The following is a 21,528-nucleotide window of genomic DNA, read 5'->3' on the forward strand; positions in this document are numbered from 1 at the left end:
GGTTGCGACCGGCGAAAGAGCAAGATTGTTCAATACATTCAAAGCCCATGCTGCGACCCTTTGACGCTGCCCACTGCCAGGATCATTTTTGATGTCTACGACCCTTCCGCGCATCGCATTTACACGCGGTGCGATTGCTTGTCTTCCATTGACACTGGCGTGCGCGCCCTGGGGGTTGCTGGCGGGTTCAACGGCAATTGATGCTCAACTGACCCCGCTGCAAAGTCAGGGCCTGTCGGTGTTTGTTTTCGCCGGCGCAGCCCAGTTGGTAGCCATTGGCATGATCAAGGGGGGCGCCAGCGTACTTTCAATCCTGCTGACGACCTTGCTCCTGACCTCACAACATGTGTTGTACGCGATGCACTTGCGCCCGATGGTCTCGCCTCTGCCGGTCAGGTGGCGGTTGGGGCTCGGCTTTCTGTTGACTGACGAGTTCTTTGCGCTGGTCAGTCCTTATGATCAAAAGACGTTCAGCCGCTGGTATGCATTAGGTGTCGGGCTGTGCATGTACCTGGGCTGGAACCTGTTTACCCTGCTGGGAATAGTCCTGGGCAAAAGCATTCCCGGGCTGGATAAGCTAGGGCTTGAATTCTCGATTGCGGCTACTTTTATCGCGCTGATCACACCGGTAGTGCGCAATGTGCCTACGGTTGTTTGCGTGGCGGTCTCACTGCTGAGCGTGATGCTGTTCAGCCACTGGCAGTGGGAGTCGGCGATTGTATTGGCGGGACTGGCGGGCATGACTGCAGGTTATCTGTGCAAGCGGCTGGGGGAGTACTTCGCATGATTTGGCTGATTATCGGGGGGATGACGCTGATCCTGTTTTTCAACCGTTACCTGTTTCTGGAGCCGCGCTTGCCGATTCGCCTGAATCGAAGGGTAAAGGAGTTTTTGGGGTTTGCGGTGCCGGGGATGCTGACCGCCATTTGTGGGCCGATCATTTTTGTCAAAGATCACCGCCTCGATTTGAGTGCGGATAATCCCTACCTGCTGGCCGGCCTGTGTGCGATAGGGCTGATGATCTGGAGCCGCAACGTTTTGATCAGTGTCGCGTCAAGTGTGGGGCTGTTTTATCTGTTTCGTTGGTGGCTTTGATCTGGGCTGCCGCTCGCGAGGTGAAGGGGCCGCTGACGGCAACGCCGTCATTGACCACGTACCAGCAGGCTAAGAAGCCGTCGGCCCGAAGCGGGGCAGGCACTGCGCTACCAATAACAGACATGACTTGAATTCTGGACATAAAGACCTCTGCGCAAACAATGTCGCTAGCTTAAGGTCTATGCTGGCACGCAAATAATCATTGCGCTTGATAGTCGCCATTGATGCCAGTGAGGTCAGGGGTCAATCAACCACTTGGTCAAGCATCTGCATGACTTGCTGGTCGCTCATGAGCCCTTCGCTTACAAGGTGCTGGGCCAGCAGCGACATGAGCTTCGCGGTGCGGTGGCCTTCGAGCTGCTTGAGCTCGGTCAGCGTGTTATAGACCTTGCTAGAGGTGCACAGGCCTGCGGTGCGGTGCGGGTTTTGTGTTGGCATTCAGGTCGTCCTTGTTTTTATAAACTGTTCTTGGTTGCTGCCAGGGTGCAGCGGGCTGGGCTCCATCGTGCTGCAGTTCGCAGCTTGAGGGTGTCTCACCCGCGACACTCATGACATCTAACCAGACCTGCCGGCAGCTCTACAAGCCTGCCGGTGAATGCGCTGCTTACCAGCGCGGCGGGCCGTAGTAGCCGCGGGGCGGGCCGTAATACACCGGATGCGGGCGACCATAGTAGCCCTGGTAGTAGACCGGTTGTGGCGCCGGGACGTAGACCGGCTGTGGCTGGTAATAGACCGGCGGGGCCTGGACATACACCGGCTGCGGCTGAGCGTAGACCGGTTGTTGTACATACACAGGGCGCGATTGCTGGGCAGCCATGACCGAGCCTACGACAGTCGCACCGACCACTGCACCGACAACGGCTGAACCGGCATCCCAACCGCCATGGGCGCTGGCTTGGCCTGCGACGGCCAAAGCGCCGATCAGCAAAGCAACTTTGGGGATGGTACGCATCATGACGATTCCTCTGGTTTCAGTCCCGACTTTTGGCCAACGGGCCACATCAATACTGCGGGGATAACACTAAGACAGCCTTTTTTGAAAAAACTGCGGAGCGCTTCGGTAAATTTTGTGTAAGGTTTGCCCGGCGCTGAGACGTTTCAGCCCGGGCAGCAGCAATATGATCCAACAAAATTACCCACGCGGCTTGCGCCGTTGATCTGAAAGCAATCTGCAAGGAGATGAGCATGCAAATGAATCCGGATAAAGACACCCGACTGTGCATATCGCTGTCGGGCCGACCGGGGAACTTCGGACTGCGTTTTCATAATCATCTGTACGAACAGCTGGGCCTGAACTTTTACTACAAGGCATTCAGCAGCAAGGATCTTGCAGGGGCGGTGACCGGTATCCGGGCCCTGGGCATTCGCGGTTGTGGCGTGTCCATGCCCTTCAAGGAGGCCTGCATTGCGCTGGTCGATGAGCTGGATGCTTCGGCGCAAGCCATTGCCTCGATCAATACCATCGTCAACACCGATGGCCACCTGAAGGCTTACAACACCGACTACATCGCCATCGCGCAGTTGCTGCGCAACCATAAGGTGGCGCAGGAAACCACGTTCGCCCTGCGCGGTAGCGGCGGTATGGCCAAAGCGGTGGCCTCGGCCTTGCGTGATGGCGGTTATCGCAATGGCCTGATCGTGGCCCGCAATGAAGCCACGGGCGCGGGGCTGGCCAAAAACCTGGGTTATGCCTGGCAGCCGGAGCTGGGGGCGAGCAGGCCGCAAATGTTGATCAACACCACGCCCGTGGGCATGACCGGTGGCGCCGAGGCGAATGATCTGGCATTTGAAGAGGATGCGATTGCGCAGGCAGAAATCGTCTTCGATGTGGTGGCCATTCCGGCTGAAACGCCATTGATCGTAAGCGGTCGCGCTCAGGGCAAGCGCGTCATCACCGGCCTTGAAGTCATTGCGATTCAGGCGCTGGAGCAGTTTGTGCTGTACACCGGCGTGCGGCCGACACCTGAGCAATTCAAGGCCGCCGTAGCCTTTGCGCGCAGCTGAGTGAGAAGTCGGGCGAGTCACCTCGCCCGAATTACCTGGTTATTCCAGCTCCGCCAGACGAGCTTCGAGCGCCGCTATTCTCGCCTCGAGGGCTTCAAAGCGCTCCAGTGATACGCCGGAGCCGCTGCTGCGTTCGGCCGATTGCTGACGGGCCGAGATGATTGTTTCGATATCGGCCGGGTCGCCCAGTGAATGCATGTAGCGGTCTTCGCGCTGGCCGGACTGGCGCGGCACCAGCAGCGCCAGATCACGGGCGATCAGACGCTCCAGCTGGTGCTGCACTTGCTCGGTGTCTTCAAAATCGTGCATGCGCCCGCTGCGGGTCAGCAGCTCATTGAGGGTCTGCGGGCCGCGCAAAAACAGTAACCCCAGCAGAATCACCTGGGCCGGAACCAGTTCCAGTTCCTTGTCGACCTTGTGTTCCCAGCGATCGGCACGGCTGCCCATCACCAGGCGGGTAAAGCCGCGACCTTCCAGTGCGCGCAGGCTTTGGCCAACCTGACCCTGGGTCAGGTTCATGACCGGCTCGCGACTGGTTTTCTGATTGCAGGCCAGCACCAGCGCATTAAGGGTCAATGGATAGGTTTCAGGATGGGTTGCCTGTTTCTCGATCAGGGAGCCGAGAATGCGGATCTCGATGCTGTTGAGACGAGGCCCGGTATCAGATTCGATCTGCGGGTTTTCTGGGGACTGACTCGCTGGGGCTTCCATTTCTGTTCTCCATTTTTAGCCAGCGGCCATTGTGGAGTTTTTTGCGCCTTAGAGCGACTGTCTTGATTGGCCCGCTGGCGCCGCCTTGGGCGGTACCTGCGGGGGTGACCGGCTAGCGGTTGACCAGTTTGGCCGGCAGTGCAATCACCAGCAGGCTGCTCATCAGCAGGCAGCCGGCAAAGAACCACAGCGCTCCGGCACCGCTGCCGGTGACGTCGACGGCAATGCCCATCAACGAATTGCTCACCAGCCCGGCGATATTGGCCAGCGAACAGGCCAGGGCGAACCCGGTCGCGGCCGCCCGGCCCTTGAGAAAGGTCGCCGGTAAACTGAAAAATACCGGCACGGCCCCGATGATGGTGGCCGAAGCAATGGCAAACAGCAAAACCGTGGCAAACACGTTGTGGCTAAAAAAAGTGGTGACGGCCATGGCTGCTGCACCCATCAGAAAAGGCACGATGATATGCCAGCGCCGTTCGCGGCGACGGTCCGAACTTGCGCCAATCAGCAGCATCCCAACCAGCGCGGCGGCACTGGGCAGGGCGGTCAGCACGCCGATATGGAAGTTGTCGGCTACCCCGGCGTTACGAATGAAAGTCGGCATCCAGAACGCCATGGCATAGGCACTGAGCAGGATGGAAAAGTCGATCCCGCCGAGCATCCAGACCTTGAGGTTGAAGAAACCGTCACGAAAGCTGTGCTTGCTGTGTTTACCCTCGACCTCATCCAGGCGCAGCTCACCTTCGAGCAAGACTTTTTCTTCAGGGGTCAGCCATTTGGCTTTGTGAGGGTTATCAGGCAGTACCCAGAACGTCAGGATGCCAAGCAGGACGCTGGGTACCGCCTCAACGATAAACAGCCATTGCCAGCCGCGCAGGCCGGCGGCGTTGTCGAACGCGCCCATGATCCAGCCCGACAGCGGACCGCCGATAACACTGGAAAGCGGCATGCCGATCATGAACAGGGCAATGATGCGCCCGCGCCGGTAGGTCGGAAACCAGGTGGTCAGGTAGTACAAGACTCCCGGCAGAAAGCCGGCTTCGGCGGCGCCCAGCAGCAAGCGTACAAAGTAGAACTGGGTCGGGGTAGTGACCAGCATGGTGCAGGCCGACAGCAGGCCCCAGGTGATCATGATCCGGGCAATCCAGACCTTGGCCCCGACTTTCTCCAAGACCAGGTTGCTCGGCACCTCGAACAGGATATAACCGACGAAAAACAGGCCCGCCCCCAGGCCAAATGCAGTCTCGCTGAAGTGCAGGTCCTGGAGCATTTGCAGCTTGGCGAACCCAATGTTGATGCGGTCCAGATAGGACGCCAGATAACAGAAGCAAAGGAAGGGGATCAGCTTCCAGGTGATCTTGTGATAGAGCGCCTTGATGCGCTCTGCGACAGGAGTCGCAAGGCTTGTTCCAGCATTTGCAGAGGGCATGGGTGTCTCCTGGCGGTGACGAGTGTTTGTTTTTGTGTAGCCGCGATCAGTGCTTTGCCAGGCTCCAAAAGCGGTTTCCACAGGCAGTGTCAGAAGACTGGGCCGGCCCTGCTCGATGATATGAGTGCGCAAAGGCGGGCGGACACCAGCATATCGACTTTGGCGTCTGACAGCTCAATGGCGCATGCACCCGGTTCTTCCTGCCCCGGCTTATGTCGGGCAACTGGGCCCCACAGAGCGCACGGAGCGGCTGCTTGAGCAAAGCGATGGCGGGGCCGCTGCATCACGCGGTGAACTGCGCTATGCCGCGGGGCTGGATCTGGGCGGCGATACCCCGCAAAGTGTCGCTCTTGCCATCGTCGGTGAAATCACCGCAGCATTTGGCGCTGTCAGCGCGCACACCGGAGGCAAGAGATGCCCGTCGATATGGAACAGACTGAGGTCGTGGCGGTGGTACTTGCTGCGGGGCTGAGCCGGCGCATGGGGCCCGACAACAAGTTGCTGCTGCCGTTGGCCGAGCAGCCGATGGTCAGGCATGTGGTACAGGCCGCGCTCGCCTCGCGCTGCGCCAAAGTGCTGGTGGTCATCGGGCATGAGGCCGCTGATGTTCGCCGGGCCCTGTCCGGGCTGGCGGTCGAATATGTGCTTAACCAGGATTTTATGGAAGGCATCGGCTCGTCGGTGCGTGTCGGCGCCAGAGCCCTCAGTGACCGGCAGGCGGTGATTATTTGTCTGGGGGACATGCCCGGCGTCACGTCCGGGGTCATTGATCAGTTGATTGATGCCATGCAGGCGAACCCCGGTGTCGTGGGGTTTCAGGCCAGTTACAAGGGCAAGCGCGGCAACCCGGTGCTGTGGACACCCGAGTGTTTGCCCGGGCTTAGAGCCTGTGCCGGTGACGAAGGTGCGCGCCCGCTTTTGCGCCGGTATCGCGAGCGCGTCATGGCCGTAGAAACCGCCAGTCAATGGGTGAGGGTTGATCTTGATACACCCGAAGACTACTGGCGTGTCTATAATCGCCGCACATCCAATTCCCGCCCACAGACTGTCGAGACTTTCATGACTATCTCTCTGTACGCCGCTTCCGTTCCCGTGTTCAAACAAATGCTCAACGCCCTGAGCGGTGTTCTGGCCAAGGCCGAGGCTCATGCGACGGCCAAGAACATCGATCCAAGTGTTTTCCTGCAAGCGCGTCTGGCGCCGGACATGTTCCCGCTGGTACGCCAGGTGCAAATCGCGGTTGATTTTGCCAAGGGTGTTTCGGGCCGTCTGGCTGAAATCGAACTGCCGAAGTACGACGACAGCGAAGTGACCTTTGCTGACCTGCAAGCGCTGATCAGCAAAGTGCTGGCGTTTGTCGACGGCATCAAGCCTGAGCAAATCGACGGCAAGGAAGGCATCGAAATCATCACCCGTCAGGGCACCCCGAAAGAAAAACGCTTCACCGGCCAGGCTTACCTGCTGACCTACGGCCTGCCTCAGTTCTTCTTCCACGTGACCACTGCTTACGCGATCCTGCGTCACAATGGCGTTGAAGTGGGCAAGCGCGACTACATGGGCGCGTTCTGATCGCAATACAGTAGTCGCTGAAGAGGCTGCGATCGGGCAACCCCCGAACCGCGATACCTCGCCAGCGCTTACAACACCGGCGCCGTCAAGACGCCGGTTCTTCCTTGGCCATGCAGGCCGCAGCAGTAAACAGTACGTCGGTGGACGAGTTCAGCGCGGTTTCGGCGGAGTCCTGCAGGATGCCGATAATGAAGCCCACGGCCACCACTTGCATCGCAATCTCGCTCGGGATGCCGAACAGGCTGCACGCCAGCGGGATCAGCAACAGCGAACCTCCCGCTACCCCCGATGCCCCACAGGCACAAATGGCTGCCACTACACTCAGCAAAATCGCGGTCGGAATGTCGACTTCAATGCCCAGGGTATGCACGGCGGCCAGGCTCAATACCGTAATGGTGATTGCGGCGCCCGCCATATTGATGGTCGCGCCCAGCGGGATCGACACCGAGTAGGTGTCTTCATGGAGCCCCAGGCGCTCGCTCAGTGCCATGTTCACGGGGATGTTGGCCGCCGAGCTGCGGGTGAAAAACGCGGTTATCCCGCTTTCACGCAAGCACAGAAACACCAGCGGGTACGGATTGCGGCGCAGTTTCCAGAACACGATCAACGGGTTCATGACCAGTGCCACAAACAGCATGCTGCCAATCAGTACGGCGAGCAGGTGCAGGTAGCCCAGCAGGGCACCGAAACCTGAGGTGGCGAGAGTCGAAGCCACCAGGCCGAAAATCCCCAACGGCGCAAAGCGGATGACTACGCGCACGATCAGGGTGACGCCATTGGACAGGTCGCTGAGCACGGTGCGGGTAGTATCGCCGGCATGGCGAATGGCAACGCCCATGCCGATGGCCCACGCCAGAATGCCGATAAAATTGGCGTTCATCAGTGCGCTGACGGGGTTGTCGACCACGCTCAACAGCAGGCTTTGCATGACTTCGCTGATCCCGCCCGGGGCTGCAATGGCGATATTTTCCGTTACCAGCACCAGGTTCGAGGGGAACATCATGCTGGCAATGACGGCCACGACGGCGGCGGCAAAGGTGCCGAACAGGTAGAGCACCAGGATCGGGCGGATATGGGTTTCTTGCCCGTGCTTGTGGTTGGCAATGGAAGCCATGACCAGAACAAACACCAGGATCGGGGCCACGGCTTTCAAGGCGCTGACGAACACCTTGCCGATAAAGGCCACCGAAAGTGCAGCAGCAGGCGCAAGCCAGGCCAGCAAAATACCGGCAATCAGGCCAATCACAATCTGTGTGACCAGGCTGGTGCGTTTGAGCTTTTGCAGCAGGGAAGGTGGAGCGTCAGTCATAAGGGTTTCTCTAGTTGTTTTGGACCGTGCACTGAGCAACAGCGGGACGATCTGCAACGAGCGGGCAGGCAGATCGATGACGGTCGGCGGGTTAAAACGTGTTGAGTAAAGCAGAGTCGGCAGCCTAGGTGAGTCAAGCGTGCCAAGTGGGTCTGTCCGGCCAGATTCATGGCGGGGGCGGACTTTAGCATAGTGCCGGGGGCGCTTCGCGGTTCAGGGGCAATCTGCCACACCCGTGGGGGGATCTTCTCTGGGGTGGCGTGCCCCCGGGGGCGGTCGTTCTGCTACTATCGCCCATCCTCATCCTTGTTCAAATCAGCGGACCTGTTTCGGTTATCGCTGGCGTTGCTGTTTCTGGAGTCATTTCATGTTGTTGCCCATCCTGCTGCTGTCTGCGGCCGGCTTTACCGTGCTTACCACCGAGTTCATCATTGTCGGCCTGCTGCCCTCGATTGCCCGTGATCTAGAGGTCAGCGTGCCCCAGGCCGGTTTGCTGGTGACATTGTTCGCTTTTACAGTGGCGGCCCTGGGGCCGTTTTTGACTGCATACTTTGCGCGTTTCAAACGCAAGCCTCTGTTTATTACGATCTTGTTGATGTTTGCCTTCGCCAATACCCTCGCGGCGCTGGCGCCCAATATTTGGGTGATGGGCTTTGCCCGTTTGTTGCCGGCATTGGGCTTGCCGGTGTTTTGGGCCTTGGCCAGCGAAACGGCGGTAGACATCGTAGGGCCGGAGTACGCCGGGCGGGCGATTGCCAAAATCGGTTTCGGGATTGTCTGTGCGACTGTATTCGGGATTCCGGTCGGAACCTTGATCTCCGATGCCTGGGGCTGGCGCAGTGCATTCGCCATTCTAGCGGTGGTTGCACTGGCCAAGGCCTTGTTGCTGTGGGTTTATTTGCCGGCGACGCACGTGGCCAGGGCCAGCGTTACCCTGCGCTCGCAATTGAGCCTGTTGCGCAGCCCGCTGATGATTGGCCATATCGTGCTGTCAGTGCTGGTATTCAGCGGCATGTTCACGGCCTACACCTATCTGGCCGACATCCTGGAACGACTGGCGGGCTTTGATGGCACCCTGGTTGGCTGGTGCCTGATGGGCTTTGGCGCAGTCGGCCTGATCGGTAACTCACTGGGCGGGCGCATGGTGGATCGCCATCCGCTGATCGCGTCGATTGTGTTCAGCGCCTTTATGATCGGCGCCATGGTGGCGTTGATACCGAGTATTCATTCCTCGCTGGCGCTGGCGGCAGCAATGGCCATTTGGGGGATTAGCCAGTCGGCGCTGTTTCTGGTCAGTCATGTCCGGCTGATGAAAGCGGCGCCCCATGCTCCGGCTTTTGCCGCGTCATTGAATATTGCCGGGGGCAACCTGGGGATCGGTCTGGGCGCGATGGTCGGCGGCCAGGTAATCGACACCTACGGCCTGGGCAGCCTGGGCTTTGCTGCTGCCGGTTTTATCCTGCTCTCGATTTTGCTGGCGCTGATGTTGATGACGGCAAAACCGCGTGCCGCGGCCAGCGCTTAGTCGTTGGCAGGGGTGAACAACTCGCGTCGGGCACCCTCGGTAATTGCAACAATGCCGGGGTGTTGGCTCTTGCGTTCAACGGTGATGGCGTAAAACGATTCGGTGACCGCCTCGGTCTGGCCGATCAGCTCAACGTCGAACTGACGCATGACTTCCTGGGCGATCACGCTGGGGGCGATAAATACGCCGATGCCGGACTGGCCAAACGCTTGCATCAAAGCGCTGTCATCAAACTCACCGACGATTCGCGGCTGGATTTTCTGTTCTGCCAGCCAGCGCAGCAAACGACTGCGGATCACGGTTTCAGGGCCGGGGATCAGCAGCGGGGCGCCGTGCAGGCAGTGCGGGAAGTTTTCGGCGTAGTCCCTGGCCAGGGTTGAGGTGGCAAAAAAACTGATGCCGCATTCCCCCAGTTTTTGGCTCAGGCCTTTGATGTCGAGGTGGGAGGGCATTGGGCTGTCGGAAATCACCAGGTCCAGGCGTTGAATGGCCAGATCCGCCAGTAGCCGGTCGAGCTTGTCTTCACGGCAAGTAATACGAATCGGCTGGTCCAGCTCCATGGTGGGAGCGATCAGGCGATAAACAATCGATTTGGGCACCACATCCGCCACACCCACCCTGAACAGGATCTGCTGCTCTTTGGGAGCCATGCGCAGCATGCTTTCCAGTTCGTTGCCGAGCTGGAAAATTTGCTCGGCATAGGGCAGGACCTGGCGCCCGGTCTCTGTCAGTTCCAGCTGACGGCCGACCCGGCGAAATAGCGGCAAGCCGTAGGTATCTTCCAGCAGGCTGATTTGCCCGCTGATGGTTTGTGGGGTGAGGTTCAGTTGCTCGCAGGCGCGCACAATGCTGCCGGTTTTGGCGACGACCCAGAAGTAATGCAGTTGGCGATAGTTGAGCATGAGTCCAATACTTCGTAAAAACCGAAGTATAGCGCTTTAAAATACGAATTTTACTGAAGTGTATATCTCTCTAGAATCCCGCGTTATTCGCGAGCCACACACATGGCCGCCGTTATCGAGAGGAAAGCGAGATGAACATTAAGAAAGCAGGTGCGCTGGCACTGGTAGCCGCTGGCCTGTTGCTGCTGGGCGGTTGTGATCAGGCCGAAAAAGCGGCGCAGCAAATGCTGAGTAAAACCGCTGAAACAGCCAAGCAGGCGATTGATGACACCCACAAGGCGGCGGAACAGGCGCTGAGCGAAGCCACCGGCGGTCAGGTTGAAAAAGATCAGCCCGAGCAACAACACAAAGAGTCGTCCCAAGCGATTTAACCCGTTCTAAACCAGAGTCAGAACACACTTATGGAATATCTTTTACAACTGGCTGCCAGCCCCGCAGCTTGGGTCGCGCTGGCCACGTTGATCGTGATGGAAATCGTGCTGGGCATCGATAACCTGATCTTTATCTCGATTTTGACCAACAAATTGCCTGAGGCTTATCGCACCAAGGCGCGCCGTATCGGGATCGGCATGGCATTGATTCTGCGTTTGGGCCTGCTCGGCACTATCGCTTATATCGTGCAACTGACCACGCCCGTGTTTGAAGTGCTGGGCCAGGCCTTCTCGTGGAAAGACATGATTCTGATTGCCGGTGGCCTGTTCCTGGTGTGGAAGGCGACCAGTGAAATCCACCACAGCATGAGCCCTGAGGTCGAGGATAAAACCGCGGGCGTGTCGTCCAGAGTGGCGCTGGGCTTTGCAGCTGCTATCGGGCAAATCTTGATGCTGGACCTGGTGTTTTCCATCGACAGCATTATTACTGCGGTGGGCATGACCGAGCACTTGCCGATCATGGTGGTGGCGGTCGTGGTGGCGGTGCTGGTGATGTTGCTGGCTTCGGAGCCGCTGGCCAAGTTCATCAATGAAAACCCGACCGTAGTGATGCTGGCCCTGGCGTTCCTGATCATGATCGGTATGACCTTGATCGCAGAAGGCTTTGGTGCTCATGTACCCAAGGGCTATGTCTATGCCGCGATGGCGTTCTCCGCCACGGTGGAAACCCTTAACATTGTGGCGCGCCGGGTCCGGGATAAGCGCCAGGCTGCTTTGCTGAAGTAATCGCAAGCTGCAACGTAAAGGCCGTCCACCCTGTTTGGGGGGGACGGCCTTTTTTGGTGCCGGGATTAGTGGGCGTTGACAGCGCCAGCCACTGGTTTTTCAGGCGGGGTTTGCGGCTTGGGCTGTACTTGCGGGTGGTGATGGCGGCTGATGCGCATCAGTCCCCAAAGCATCGCGGCGGCAACGGCCAGCCAGCCGGTAATCAGCAGAAAAATGGTCCATGTAGGGCTCATCAGTGCCTCCTTTGCCCACAATGGGCACAAACACACACTAAGCAACTGACAGTCTAGCGCGGGTAGTGTTGCAGTCTATTGACCAAAGGTCGTGCTGGACCAACTCATTTGTTCTATCCGCACAGCCAGGCTGTGGCTTAAGGCTATACCTTCGCCCAATCGCGTCCTATGATCGATGGCCACGTCGGGCCTCAAGGTCTGGCGCCCATTCAAAGCGAGGGAATATGCAGGGAGTGACGGGATTGAAATCAGTACGGCTGTGGCTGCTGTCGGTGTTTGCGCTGGCAATGGTGGGGTGCGCCAGTGTCGAGCCGCCCGAGCTTCGCCACCTGCCGGAAAGGGTCGAGCTCAATGGCGTGCCCTTTTTTCGCGGCAACGCCAATCAGAGCGGTCCGCAGGTGCTGGCCAGCATGCTTGGCCAGCAACGCATCAGAATCACCCCGGGGCTGTTGGTCAAACCGTTGAAACTGCCGGGTGCCGAAGCATCGCTGCAAGACAATATGGAGCAACTGGCGGCGCAGTACGGGTTGATGGTGTACCCGTTGGACACATCCCTTGCGGCGTTATTGACCCAGGTGGCGGCGGGGTATCCGGTGATGCTGCGTTTCAGCGACGGTACCGTCTGGTCCGAACCACGCTATGCCATGCTAGTGGGGTATAACCGCACCAAGCGCACCGTGTTGTTGCGTGCGGGTATGGAGCGCCGGCGGCTGATGGACTTCAACAAGTTTGAGTCGGCCTGGAAAGATGCGGGGGGCTGGGCGGTGTTGATTTTGTCACCCGAGCAACTGCCGGCCAACGTCGACAAGGCGCGCTGGTTGAAAGCGGCCAACGACCTCTCCCGCTCGGGTCAGGAGCAGGCTGGAGCGAGGGCCATCAAGGCCCTGCAGAACCCGGGCAAATAACCGGCAGCATCCATCTTGTGGGAGACGGGCTTGCCCGCGATGACCTCAACGGGGTCCATCAGCGTTGTCTGCATTGCCGGCCAGCCAGCTCCCCCGGTTGCCAAAGGTAAATTAAAAGCCGTATTTATCACGCAGGCTGTAATACCACGCACCCAGGGCAGTCAGCGGCGTGCGCAGCAGTTGCCCGCCCGGGAAAGGGTAGTGGGGCAGATCGGCGAAGGCATCAAAGCGTTCGGCCTGGCCGCGCAGGGCTTCGGCCAGCACCTTGCCGGCCAGATGGGTGTAGGTCACCCCGTGACCGCTGCAACCTTGCGAGTAATAGATGTTGTCACCGATACGCCCGACCTGAGGCAGGCGGGACAGTGTCAGCAGGAAGTTGCCGGTCCATGCGTAATCAATCTTCACATCTTTGAGTTGCGGGAAGGCTTTCAGCATTTTCGGGCGGATGATCGCCTCGATATTGGCCGGGTCGCGGGCGCCATATACCACGCCACCGCCGAAGATCAGGCGCTTGTCGCCCGTCAGTCGATAGTAATCGAGCAGGTAGTTACAGTCTTCGACGCAATAGTCTTGTGGCAGAAGGGTCTTGGCCAGCTCCTCACTCAAGGGCTCGGTAGTGATCACCTGGGTGCCGCATGGCATCGACTTGGCTGCCAGCTCGGGTACCAAATTACCTAAATATGCGTTGCCTGCGACGATGATGAATTTGGCGCGGACCTTGCCTTGTGGCGTGTGCACCACCGGGTTGGCGCCGCGTTCAATGCGGATGGCGGGAGACTGCTCGTAGATCGTACCGCCCAATGACTCAACGGCTGCGGCTTCGCCGAGCGCTAGGTTGAGGGGGTGAATATGACCGCCACTCATGTCCAGTAATCCGCCCAGATACTGATCGCAGGCAACCACTTCACGAATCCGGCGCTGATCCAGCAGCTCCAGTTGCGTATTGCCATAGCGTTCCCAGAGTTTCTTCTGGGCTTGCAGGTGACCCATCTGCTTGGCGGTGATGGCTGCAAACACACCGCCGTCTTTCAGGTCGCACTGTATTTGGTACCTGGCTACCCGGTCGCGGATGATCTTGCTGCCTTCAAATGCCATTTGCCCTAACAGCTGCGCTTGCTTAGCCCCCACCGTGCGCTCGATGACATCAATGTCGCGGCTATAACTATTAACAATCTGCCCGCCATTGCGACCTGACGCGCCGAAACCCACCTTTGCGGCCTCCAGTACCGTGACCTTGAACCCGCTCTCCAGCAAAAACAGCGCGCTCGACAGTCCGGTATAGCCGGCGCCGATCACGCAGACGTCTGTCTCAATGTCATCCTGCAGGGCGGGGCGTTCGGGAGCCGGGTTGGCAGAAGCTGCATAGTAAGACTGGGGGTAGGGGGTGTTCGACATTCTGCAGCCTCTGTTTAATATATTTGACGAGTAGGGCGATGCTACCTGAGTTGAAATCCACCGGCTAGCCACCTGCCGAACAGGTTTTTTGCAGCTCATACAAATAATTCGACTATTCATAGAGTTAGCTGCAAAAAAGGTGTTGACACCCCTCCGCAAATCTATAGAATGCGACCCCACAGCAGGCACGTAGCTCAGTTGGTTAGAGCACCACCTTGACATGGTGGGGGTCGTTGGTTCGAGTCCAATCGCGCCTACCAAACAAAATCCGCTCTGCTGGGCGGTCTAGAAGGGCTCACCGAAAGGTGGGCCCTTTTTTGTTGTCTGCGATTTGCAAAACCCCCACCTCAGAACGCCAAATCAGCGCCTGGACATATTCCTGCGGGAATTTCTACTGCCACAACCTCTCGTAGCGCCTTGCCCGTCTTGATCTGCAACCCATGGACTCCTGAGGGCGACGCCCTACAACACGCAACTCACCAGCCAATGGCCCTGGTTAACCACGCTGAGATTCCTGATGGAAGGGCGGCATGCCTACGCCCCAGGCGTCCTTGAAACGATAACCGGGTGGGTTCATGCAAGAGCAGGCGGGACTGAGGCTCGCTAGCAGGCAGATGCGCTTGTCCTATTGCTTTGCTTCATAGAGCCAGCGGGTGAGCCCTGTGCAGGAGTGTCAAAGGTGTTGATCCTCGATTTGCCGTTTAAAGGCTGCGAGCGCATTAAAAATTAATGGCCCTGTCATCGGGGCGGTGGCAATGCTCTCGGCGCTCAAGCGGCTTGCGCGTGACTCGCCCTGGGCGATGCGTTGAACAGCGCGACGGGTTTGCCAGGGAACTCGTCACTGCTCACGAGCCAGTCGAGCATGTTTTTGAATGAACCGGGAATACCTCGAGCGTACTCGGGGCATGAAAACAATAGCCCGTGCGCCTGCCCGATAATTGAGCATAACTGTGCCACTGCCTCGGGGGGATTCTCGAGCAGATCCGGGTTGAAGTGAGGCAACCCATCAATCCCGGCGTAATGCATGACCACTACGTCTGCGGGGCATAGGCGCTCAGCCGCACGCAGCAAAATCGAGTTGGAGGAGGCCTGACGCAGACTTCCCGAGACCGCAAGTAAACGCACCATTTCCACACCCCTGGCGATTCGTAAGTGGATGAATTTTCGCACGCGCTGAGCTTCATGCTCCATTGTAAAAGGTCAGGTACGCAGTCGGCTAATATCTTCCAGGCATCGGCACTCGCAAAGGTAATGATGATGCGCTGTATTACTGGTGGAGTCTGGACGCCGACACCTTTTGTTCTACGACATAGCGACTGGGCACTTCACCCAGTACACGCTTGAATACAGTTGCGAATGCACTCGAGCTGCTATACCCCAACTCTATTGCGACTTGCGTAACTGACTGGCCGTTTCCAAGTCGAACAACAGCGGCAAGGAGACAGGCTTGTTGCCTCCATTCGATATAGCTGATGCCGGCTTGCAGTCGAAAGTGGCGGGTAAAGGTGCGGCGGCTCATTGCGGTGCGATGCGCCATGTCGTCGATGCCGATCTCCAATGAAGGGTTGGCCAGGAAGTCGCGGCACACTCGAGCAAGACGCGGGTCAATCGGCAATGGCGCATTGAGCGATAGCGCAGGCATCCCGGCAATTTCGTGCAGCAACAAACCCATCAGGTAGCCATCGCGTCCATTTTTGTCATAGCGCGCGGGTATATCGATGGCCTTCTCCAGCAATTGCCGCAGCAGCGGCGATACATCGAATACCTGGCAATGAGTCGGCAGCCCCAGGCGCTGTGCAGCCTGTTTGCGGATGTAGGTATTGAGCATCGTGACCGGGCCGCGCATTTGCATGGCGTGCGGTCGCCCGGGCGGCACCCAAATGCCGCGCAGAGGTGGAACGACCCAGTTGCCTTCATCGGTGAATATCGTGATGACACCGCGTGCGGCATAGGCGAATTGTCCTCGCTGATGGCTGTGCGACGGGAACAGCTCACCGTCTGCATAGTCGGTTGCGCTCACGACAGCATCGCGCGGTATGTTTTGGTAGGGATCCAGCGTTGTTGTGTGCATGGCCTGATTTTAATGATATTTGGCCTGCGCCTGAAAGCGGGCCATTGCAGTTTCTTGCATATTCCCGCGGGTGCAGAGCATTCAAAACACACCATTAAGGGACATACACCCCAACCATGCAGAAAAAACACGTGTTGCTTGCCGTCTTGGTGACGGCCGTTTGGGGATTGAACTTCCCCATTACAAAGCTCGGTCTTGCCGATACGGACCCCCTGCTGTTGACTGCGATTCGCTTCACGCTGGCCGCCTTGCCCTGGGTGTTTTTCGTGAAGCGTCCGCACGTTGCCTTGCGCTGGGTTGCAGCCTATGGATTGATCTTCGGGGTAGCGATGTGGGCCTTGATCAACATGGGTATCGCATTGGGTGTGCCGCCCGGCAGTGCCTCGCTGCTCATCCAGTTCAGCGCATTCTTCACCCTCGGCTGGGGTGTGCTGTTGTTCCGTGAAAGCCTGTCAATGCCACAGTTTTTCGGCATTGTGCTGGCTGCAGCAGGGCTGATTGGCATTCTGTTGGACAGCCCGGGTGAGGCCACCATGACCGGTTTTGCATTAGTGCTCTTTAGCGCTGTGGCCTGGAGCATTGGTAATGTCGTGATCAAGGTATCGAAGGTGCAGCAGATTTTCGCCTTCGTGGTGTGGGCCAGCCTGTTTCCACCGATTCCGCTGTTTCTGATGACTTTGCTGTGGCATGGCCCGGCTCCCTTTATAGCATTGCCTGCGCATTTGAATGCGGTTACGACATTGTCACTCGCCTTCCAGGTCTACGGCGCCACGCTTTTCTGCTACTGGGGGTGGAACCTGCTATTGCGTGAGTACCCTGCCTCGCGGGTAGCGCCGCTGTCGTTGCTGATTCCCGTGTTTGGCATCGTCAGCTCCATTCTCATCCTCGGCCAACGCCCCAGCGCCTCAGGTTGGGTCTCCATTGCATTGATTTTGTTTGCGCTTGCCGTGGGCTCAAGGCCGGGACCTGCAATGCTGGTACGCCATCGTGGCCTCTGACACGCAATACGTGCGACGAAGTTGATAGGGTACGATCGCAGCAAACCGGTGGCAGGGGAAGGCACGAGTGACTGTGTCACTCGTGCTTTGCTGCAGCTTTTCAATATTCAGCCTCAGTTCAATCGATCGCCTTGCTAACCGCTGCGCCAATCAGTACGAACGGCGCCAGCACCACCATGAACACTGTCATCCAGGCTCCCGTGTAGGCATCGTCGACCTTCTTTCCCAATCCTGATGTGGGGGCAGCGGGCTCCTTGCTTTTGGACACGCTCAGGGCATAACGATAGTGTCCGGGCTGGTCACCTTGGCGGATGCGGCATGCTTCGTAACTGAGGCTGATAGAGCGTCCTGTCCATGACTTCATCCATTGAGTGTTTGGGTCGCCGATAATCAGGCGCAGAGTATCTGAGGTCGCTGCCATCAAGGTCATGCGCCAATTGTGGGTCATGTCGCAACTTGCCAGCGACAGGTAACGGCCGGGCATCGTTCTCACCGAAAAAAGCAAGACTGGATGTATCCACTGATTCACCATGGCGTGGCAGAAATGGAAGACTTTGTTGGCCCGGTTACTCGTCGCTCAAGGAGAGCTCCTTAATATGCAGATACGCAAACTCACCCATGACGACCTGCCCCGCGCAAGCGCCATGTGCCTGGACGCATTCATGCTGGCAGTTGCCCCCTCACTGTCGGCGCAAGGTGTAGATACCTTCGTCAAGGTGGTAGCGGCGCAGGCGTTTGCCGAACGTATGGAAGGCGATAACCTGATGCTGGTTTGTGTTTCGGACGGGCTGATTGAGCTCAAGCAAGGGTGTCACGTGGCGATGCTGTTCGTCGCCCCGGGATGGGTCGGACTTCCCGGGCCCGGAATGCAGATCCTCGGTTCGAAGACCAGGCTGGATTCCGTCGGCGAGGGTTTAACGCTGTCGTTGTGAGCAACCCATCAACTGCTCAAGGTCGCGCGCACGCTGGCGGGCCTTGAACAAGCCGACGGGATCAGCCCGGTGTTACCCCTTTGTCAGATCAACCAGCGGCGTCTGCCGCACCTCAGTCTCCCGCCCGCCCTGAATCTCGCCCACCTGCTTCAAGGCCTTATCCACGGCCGCCTTATCCGCCAACAAGCTGTAGCTGATACGGAACTGCTTGTGTTCTTTCGGACCAATTGTCGGTACCAGATTCAGTGGCCGCTGATAACGACGGTTGTAGGAAAAACTGGTCCCCGGCTCCAGCCCCGTGACATAGCCCTGGCCTTGGGTATCGGTGTTTTTCCACAGGGAAAACACCGGCAGTGTCTGGGTGTTGAAACCAACCGAAACCCCCAGGCTGCCGGCCTTGTTGTGCAACACGGTCAACGTATCGCCCTTGGCATCGGCATACGGCACCACGTTGTAAACCGTTTCATCGTAGTCCTTGGTCGGCGCGCGGTAGGTTTGCCAGTCGGCCAGTTCGTCCTTGGCCTTGTCGTTGAACGGCGACACCTGTTTGACCGGCGCGGCAAAACGGGCGCCCTGCTCCAGGAACGGGGTGCTGAAGTTACTGTGATACAGCGCCTGGTATTCCTTCGGATAGTCGCCGTTGTTGGTCAGGGTGTCGTTGAGGGCGAACACTACACTGCCGGGTTCGGTAACCAGTTCGGTCGCGACGGAGAAGTCGACCTTCTTGAACGCCTGCTCTTTCAGTTCGCCCCGCAGGGTGATGGCGTACGGGGGTTTTTCATCGATGTGCAGGGTGACTTTGTTCGCGGGAATATTGGCGGCCCGACCGTGCAGGGTCAGCAGTTCGCCGTTGTCGACACCGGGGTGCCCGACCCATTCGTATCCGCAGCGGGCGACCAGCTCATTGAAACCTTCCAGCCAGCCCAGACCACCGCGGCCATTAAGTTCGATGAAAGACGGATTGACCACTTCCTTGACCGGCGAGTCCCAGCCCAGGCGCACATTACCGACCGAGGCCTGCAAGACGTTCATTCCGCGAGTCGGCACCACCGAGAGTTTCATCGTACCGTTATCGATTTCGACGATGCTGACACCCTCCTGCCGACCGCCGTGCAGGGTGCGCTGGGTGACGCTGAAGGGTTTGTCGGTTTTTACGCCGAGTTGCTCGCTGGTGATCTGCCAGTTCCGGGCGGGATTGTCGGTGTCGAGCAGGACGTAATCCCAGGCCATGGCGTGGGAGGCAGCGGACAGGGCGCTGAGGGCAACAAAGAGTTTGAGCGGGGTCATGGCAGCAGCCTTTCTTGGAGTTGTGCCTTTTTATAAACTTGAAGAAACGTTTCAGCAAGCTAAAAAAGCGAGGCAAATCCGGTATATACCCGGATCATTTCGAACAACCCGGGTATCCGCTTTCTAACCGTTTAGGGTGAAGGCGGCGTTTTGCGTCACAATTTTCAGCAGAAAGTCCATGACTGCCCGTACTTGCGGCGACGGGCGCAGGTCCCGATGAACAGCCATCCAGATCTCTCGCGACAACTGTTCACCCTCGTATGCGACGACAGTCAGCAGGTCACTCAGCATGAGGTCGCAAGCTTTACCGGTATGGATCGCATGCACATATCGCAAATCGTTGCTCGCCTGGAAAAAGAGGGCCTTCTGGAAATCCGGCTTGCAGGGGAGCACTTCAGTTGACGAGGCAGGGGCTCTAACCTCCTGCGGGCCGTTTTCAGTAACGGCTCTGCTAGCGGGTCAAGGCGCCCTCAAGTTTGCGGCCGGCAACTCGGCAACCCTTGAGCAGTATTTTCGTGACGGGTTTGCTCTCGGCTGCCCTGAACCCCAAACCGGGTTTTCGTTGATCCGCTACGCGGATCAGTGACCACTCAAATGTTCGTCTACGGCGCCAGGTTTGCTTTACTGACCGCGCTCGGGTTCTCCTTGATGGGCGTATTTTCCACTGCAATGACCCAATGGTTACGTCCTGGTCCCCGGCTTGTTAACGGCCTGAATGTGGGGGCAGGGCTTACATTCGTTGCTTCAGGTGTATCCATAGCGGCGCTGAATCAGAAATAAGGACGTGCGATGTCATTTTCACTGGAAGAAAGAACCGCTCTGTTAGCACTCAAGGGCGTGGGGCCAACTGTTATTACCCGGCTTGAGCAGATGGGCATCGACTCACTGACAGAACTTGGCCAGGCGAGTGTTTCTGACATTCTGGCCCAGGCATCGGCGGCACTGGGATCGACCTGCTGGAAAAATAGCCCTCAAGCGCGAACAGCCATTACTGCGGCTGTAGAGCTTGCAAGGACCTCAACAGAAAGCAACTTGGCGTAACAGGCAAGGGGTTTTGTCAGTGGCATGTTGAACCAACAGGCCGGCCGGGGAATTGAAGGCAAGTGTTCCCCGGTTTCCACCTCTACCGTCTTAGGTTTTCTCTTTATCTGTAAAGGAATGGTGTTGCCAAAATCTGGTCATGCCCTGTTAAACCCTGCGCATGATCTTTTTAAAATCTGCCGAAGACTGAGCCTCGAATCGATTTGCTTGTACCGCCCGGAGCTGGCGGCTTTACGCTTGAGTGGGGCCTTTAGTCGTGCAGACGATTGTTTAGCCCCTTGTGCCTGCATGGGGTTTACCCAATGTCGGCCACAGGTTTGTAGTTGATGCTCTGACAGTTTCGCCGCATTGCTCCGGTCCGGCCTCTAAAGCATCCTTTTACTATTGATGTTATGGCGTTACGGGCAGGTACCCAAATGGACCAGAATGATAAGTTACATCGCCAACCCAAGTTCAAACTTAACCCGCCACGATTAAGTGTTTCGAACCTGGCCATCCAGCGACGGTGCGTGAATAACGAGATTCAGGTGGCCTCATAGGCACCTTGTCTCAGGAGTAATTCATAATGAATGAGTCGTTGCTAAAGGAGCTGGTAGAGCTAAGTCCTGAACTTGGAGGGTGTGCGATGTCAGCGATCGATATCGAAGTCATGATTGGCGCTTCTCTTGGGGCGTGGCTGATTATGAGCAGTAAAAGGAACGCTGGTATTTCGCAGCGTGTCACAACGTTTTTTTTGTCCGCCGGCGCCGGTTATCTGTTTGCACCCATGGCCATGCAGATAGCACCTGTGTTTACGGCAGGAGGCGCGGCATTTGGTTGCGCCCTGATTGTGGTTCCTATCAGTATCAAAGTGCATGTATGGATCAAGCAAGCGGACCTCCCTGAGTTAATCAAGCGGCTGCGGGGGGGGCGGTAAACCATGTTGTTTATCAGTCGCGAGGCCCGTTGCTCTTTTTGCCGGCAAA

The 21,528-nt window shown here is 57.9% G+C and carries 25 protein-coding genes, 1 tRNA gene and 3 pseudogenes; 16 read left to right on the forward strand and 13 right to left on the reverse strand.

Annotation, left to right across the window (positions count from 1 at the left end; genetic code table 11):
* Nucleotides 1-91 precede the first annotated feature (91 nt).
* Together AOC04_RS05325 and AOC04_RS05330 are read left to right on the forward strand one after the other, a co-directional pair.
* Nucleotides 92-787 (forward strand): AzlC family ABC transporter permease, encoded by a 696-nt coding sequence (locus tag AOC04_RS05325; protein ID WP_060691484.1) that lies wholly within the window; start codon nucleotides 92-94, stop codon nucleotides 785-787.
* Nucleotides 784-1,095, forward strand: coding sequence for an AzlD domain-containing protein (locus tag AOC04_RS05330; RefSeq protein ID WP_060691485.1), 312 nt, complete (start codon nucleotides 784-786; stop codon nucleotides 1,093-1,095). Before AOC04_RS05325 ends, AOC04_RS05330 begins: the two co-directional genes overlap by 4 nt.
* On the opposite strand, the gene AOC04_RS24080 is transcribed toward AOC04_RS05330, so the two are convergent.
* The 3 genes from AOC04_RS24080 to AOC04_RS05340 all read right to left on the reverse strand — a co-directional run bounded on the left by AOC04_RS24080 (nucleotide 1,043) and on the right by AOC04_RS05340 (nucleotide 2,050).
* Nucleotides 1,043-1,237, reverse strand: coding sequence for a hypothetical protein (locus AOC04_RS24080; protein WP_073510503.1), 195 nt, complete (start codon nucleotides 1,235-1,237; stop codon nucleotides 1,043-1,045). The two genes, AOC04_RS05330 and AOC04_RS24080, sit on opposite strands and share 53 nt — an antisense overlap.
* A 101-nt stretch (nucleotides 1,238-1,338) precedes the next feature.
* A complete protein-coding gene (locus AOC04_RS05335; protein WP_060691486.1) occupies nucleotides 1,339-1,533 on the reverse strand; it encodes a hypothetical protein in 195 nt (64 codons plus the stop codon).
* 166 nt (nucleotides 1,534-1,699) lie between these two features.
* The gene (locus AOC04_RS05340) at nucleotides 1,700-2,050 is read right to left on the reverse strand and encodes a hypothetical protein (RefSeq protein WP_060691487.1); all 351 of its coding nucleotides are present in this window, start codon (nucleotides 2,048-2,050) and stop codon (nucleotides 1,700-1,702) included.
* 230 nt (nucleotides 2,051-2,280) lie between these two features.
* On the opposite strand from AOC04_RS05340, the gene AOC04_RS05345 reads away from it, so the two are divergent.
* A complete protein-coding gene (locus AOC04_RS05345) occupies nucleotides 2,281-3,099 on the forward strand; it encodes a shikimate 5-dehydrogenase (protein ID WP_060691488.1) in 819 nt (272 codons plus the stop codon).
* 39 nt (nucleotides 3,100-3,138) lie between these two features.
* Here the strand turns inward: AOC04_RS05345 and AOC04_RS05350 are convergent, their stop codons facing one another.
* Together AOC04_RS05350 and AOC04_RS05355 are read right to left on the reverse strand one after the other, a co-directional pair.
* A complete protein-coding gene (locus tag AOC04_RS05350) occupies nucleotides 3,139-3,810 on the reverse strand; it encodes a YceH family protein (RefSeq protein ID WP_060691489.1) in 672 nt (223 codons plus the stop codon).
* A gap of 112 nt (nucleotides 3,811-3,922) precedes the next feature.
* Nucleotides 3,923-5,239, reverse strand: coding sequence for an MFS transporter (locus tag AOC04_RS05355; protein WP_060691490.1), 1,317 nt, complete (start codon nucleotides 5,237-5,239; stop codon nucleotides 3,923-3,925).
* 184 nt (nucleotides 5,240-5,423) lie between these two features.
* Here AOC04_RS05355 and AOC04_RS23305 point away from each other — a divergent pair, with 184 nt between their 5' ends.
* The 3 genes and pseudogenes from AOC04_RS23305 (at nucleotide 5,424) to AOC04_RS24090 (ending at nucleotide 6,808) form a co-directional block, all read left to right on the forward strand.
* Nucleotides 5,424-5,711, forward strand: coding sequence for an XdhC family protein (locus AOC04_RS23305; RefSeq protein WP_073514973.1), 288 nt, complete (start codon nucleotides 5,424-5,426; stop codon nucleotides 5,709-5,711).
* An 8-nt stretch (nucleotides 5,712-5,719) separates the two neighbouring features.
* Nucleotides 5,720-6,115, forward strand: a pseudogene (locus tag AOC04_RS24085) (nucleotidyltransferase family protein); the annotation flags it as partial.
* Nucleotides 6,116-6,298: 183 nt separating this feature from the next.
* Complete coding sequence (locus AOC04_RS24090) at nucleotides 6,299-6,808, forward strand: DUF1993 domain-containing protein (RefSeq protein ID WP_060696873.1); 510 nt, start codon at nucleotides 6,299-6,301, stop codon at nucleotides 6,806-6,808.
* A gap of 85 nt (nucleotides 6,809-6,893) precedes the next feature.
* Here the strand turns inward: AOC04_RS24090 and sstT are convergent, their stop codons facing one another.
* On the reverse strand, nucleotides 6,894-8,117 hold the full coding sequence (gene sstT / locus AOC04_RS05365) for a serine/threonine transporter SstT (protein WP_060691491.1): 1,224 nt from the start codon (nucleotides 8,115-8,117) through the stop codon (nucleotides 6,894-6,896).
* 367 nt (nucleotides 8,118-8,484) lie between these two features.
* Between sstT and AOC04_RS05370 the strand changes: the two genes are divergently transcribed.
* Entirely contained in the window at nucleotides 8,485-9,642 is a 1,158-nt protein-coding gene (locus AOC04_RS05370; RefSeq protein WP_060691492.1) for an MFS transporter, read from the forward strand.
* Here AOC04_RS05370 and nhaR read toward each other — a convergent pair.
* A complete protein-coding gene (gene nhaR, locus AOC04_RS05375) occupies nucleotides 9,639-10,544 on the reverse strand; it encodes a transcriptional activator NhaR (protein ID WP_060691493.1) in 906 nt (301 codons plus the stop codon). The genes AOC04_RS05370 and nhaR overlap by 4 nt on opposite strands.
* Nucleotides 10,545-10,675: 131 nt before the next feature.
* Here nhaR and AOC04_RS05380 point away from each other — a divergent pair, with 131 nt between their 5' ends.
* Nucleotides 10,676-10,915, forward strand: a complete 240-nt coding sequence (locus AOC04_RS05380) for a hypothetical protein (protein ID WP_060691494.1) — start codon at nucleotides 10,676-10,678, stop codon at nucleotides 10,913-10,915.
* 30 nt (nucleotides 10,916-10,945) lie between these two features.
* Entirely contained in the window at nucleotides 10,946-11,701 is a 756-nt protein-coding gene (locus tag AOC04_RS05385; RefSeq protein ID WP_060691495.1) for a TerC family protein, read from the forward strand.
* Nucleotides 11,702-11,766: 65 nt separating this feature from the next.
* On the opposite strand, the gene AOC04_RS23915 is transcribed toward AOC04_RS05385, so the two are convergent.
* Nucleotides 11,767-11,934, reverse strand: a complete 168-nt coding sequence (locus AOC04_RS23915; protein WP_167344876.1) for a hypothetical protein — start codon at nucleotides 11,932-11,934, stop codon at nucleotides 11,767-11,769.
* Nucleotides 11,935-12,158: 224 nt separating this feature from the next.
* On the opposite strand from AOC04_RS23915, the gene AOC04_RS05390 reads away from it, so the two are divergent.
* Complete coding sequence (locus AOC04_RS05390) at nucleotides 12,159-12,839, forward strand: peptidase C39 family protein (protein WP_060691496.1); 681 nt, start codon at nucleotides 12,159-12,161, stop codon at nucleotides 12,837-12,839.
* Nucleotides 12,840-12,950: 111 nt separating this feature from the next.
* On the opposite strand, the gene AOC04_RS05395 is transcribed toward AOC04_RS05390, so the two are convergent.
* A complete protein-coding gene (locus tag AOC04_RS05395; protein WP_060691497.1) occupies nucleotides 12,951-14,234 on the reverse strand; it encodes an NAD(P)/FAD-dependent oxidoreductase in 1,284 nt (427 codons plus the stop codon).
* Nucleotides 14,235-14,417: 183 nt separating this feature from the next.
* On the opposite strand from AOC04_RS05395, the gene AOC04_RS05400 reads away from it, so the two are divergent.
* Nucleotides 14,418-14,494, forward strand: a tRNA-Val gene (locus tag AOC04_RS05400).
* A 508-nt stretch (nucleotides 14,495-15,002) separates the two neighbouring features.
* Here the strand turns inward: AOC04_RS05400 and AOC04_RS05405 are convergent.
* Together AOC04_RS05405 and AOC04_RS05410 are read right to left on the reverse strand one after the other, a co-directional pair.
* Nucleotides 15,003-15,362, reverse strand: coding sequence for an NADPH-dependent FMN reductase (locus AOC04_RS05405; RefSeq protein ID WP_167344877.1), 360 nt, complete (start codon nucleotides 15,360-15,362; stop codon nucleotides 15,003-15,005).
* A gap of 139 nt (nucleotides 15,363-15,501) precedes the next feature.
* Nucleotides 15,502-16,305 carry an AraC family transcriptional regulator gene (locus tag AOC04_RS05410; protein WP_060691498.1) on the reverse strand — a complete coding sequence of 268 codons (804 nt, stop codon included), beginning with the start codon at nucleotides 16,303-16,305 and terminating at the stop codon, nucleotides 15,502-15,504.
* Between the two features lie 116 nt (nucleotides 16,306-16,421).
* On the opposite strand from AOC04_RS05410, the gene AOC04_RS05415 reads away from it, so the two are divergent.
* Nucleotides 16,422-17,303, forward strand: coding sequence for an EamA family transporter (locus AOC04_RS05415; RefSeq protein ID WP_060691499.1), 882 nt, complete (start codon nucleotides 16,422-16,424; stop codon nucleotides 17,301-17,303).
* Between the two features lie 118 nt (nucleotides 17,304-17,421).
* Here AOC04_RS05415 and AOC04_RS05420 read toward each other — a convergent pair whose 3' ends face one another.
* Nucleotides 17,422-17,787 carry a hypothetical protein gene (locus AOC04_RS05420; protein ID WP_060691500.1) on the reverse strand — a complete coding sequence of 122 codons (366 nt, stop codon included), beginning with the start codon at nucleotides 17,785-17,787 and terminating at the stop codon, nucleotides 17,422-17,424.
* Nucleotides 17,788-17,899: 112 nt separating this feature from the next.
* Here AOC04_RS05420 and AOC04_RS05425 point away from each other — a divergent pair.
* Nucleotides 17,900-18,145 (forward strand): annotated as a pseudogene (locus AOC04_RS05425) (GNAT family N-acetyltransferase); the annotation flags it as partial.
* A 162-nt stretch (nucleotides 18,146-18,307) separates the two neighbouring features.
* Here the strand turns inward: AOC04_RS05425 and AOC04_RS05430 are convergent.
* A complete protein-coding gene (locus AOC04_RS05430; RefSeq protein ID WP_060691501.1) occupies nucleotides 18,308-19,522 on the reverse strand; it encodes an aldose 1-epimerase family protein in 1,215 nt (404 codons plus the stop codon).
* 455 nt (nucleotides 19,523-19,977) lie between these two features.
* Here AOC04_RS05430 and AOC04_RS24095 point away from each other — a divergent pair.
* From AOC04_RS24095 to AOC04_RS05445, 3 genes and pseudogenes are all read left to right on the forward strand, one after another.
* A pseudogene (locus AOC04_RS24095) lies at nucleotides 19,978-20,302 on the forward strand (hypothetical protein); the annotation flags it as partial.
* Between the two features lie 9 nt (nucleotides 20,303-20,311).
* Entirely contained in the window at nucleotides 20,312-20,563 is a 252-nt protein-coding gene (locus AOC04_RS05440) for a Pathogenicity locus (RefSeq protein ID WP_060691503.1), read from the forward strand.
* Between the two features lie 565 nt (nucleotides 20,564-21,128).
* A complete protein-coding gene (locus tag AOC04_RS05445; RefSeq protein WP_060691504.1) occupies nucleotides 21,129-21,479 on the forward strand; it encodes a putative holin in 351 nt (116 codons plus the stop codon).
* Nucleotides 21,480-21,528: the final 49 nt, after the last annotated feature.

It is taken from the genome of Pseudomonas versuta, from assembly GCF_001294575.1.
Classification (GTDB): Bacteria; Pseudomonadota; Gammaproteobacteria; order Pseudomonadales; family Pseudomonadaceae; genus Aquipseudomonas; species Aquipseudomonas versuta.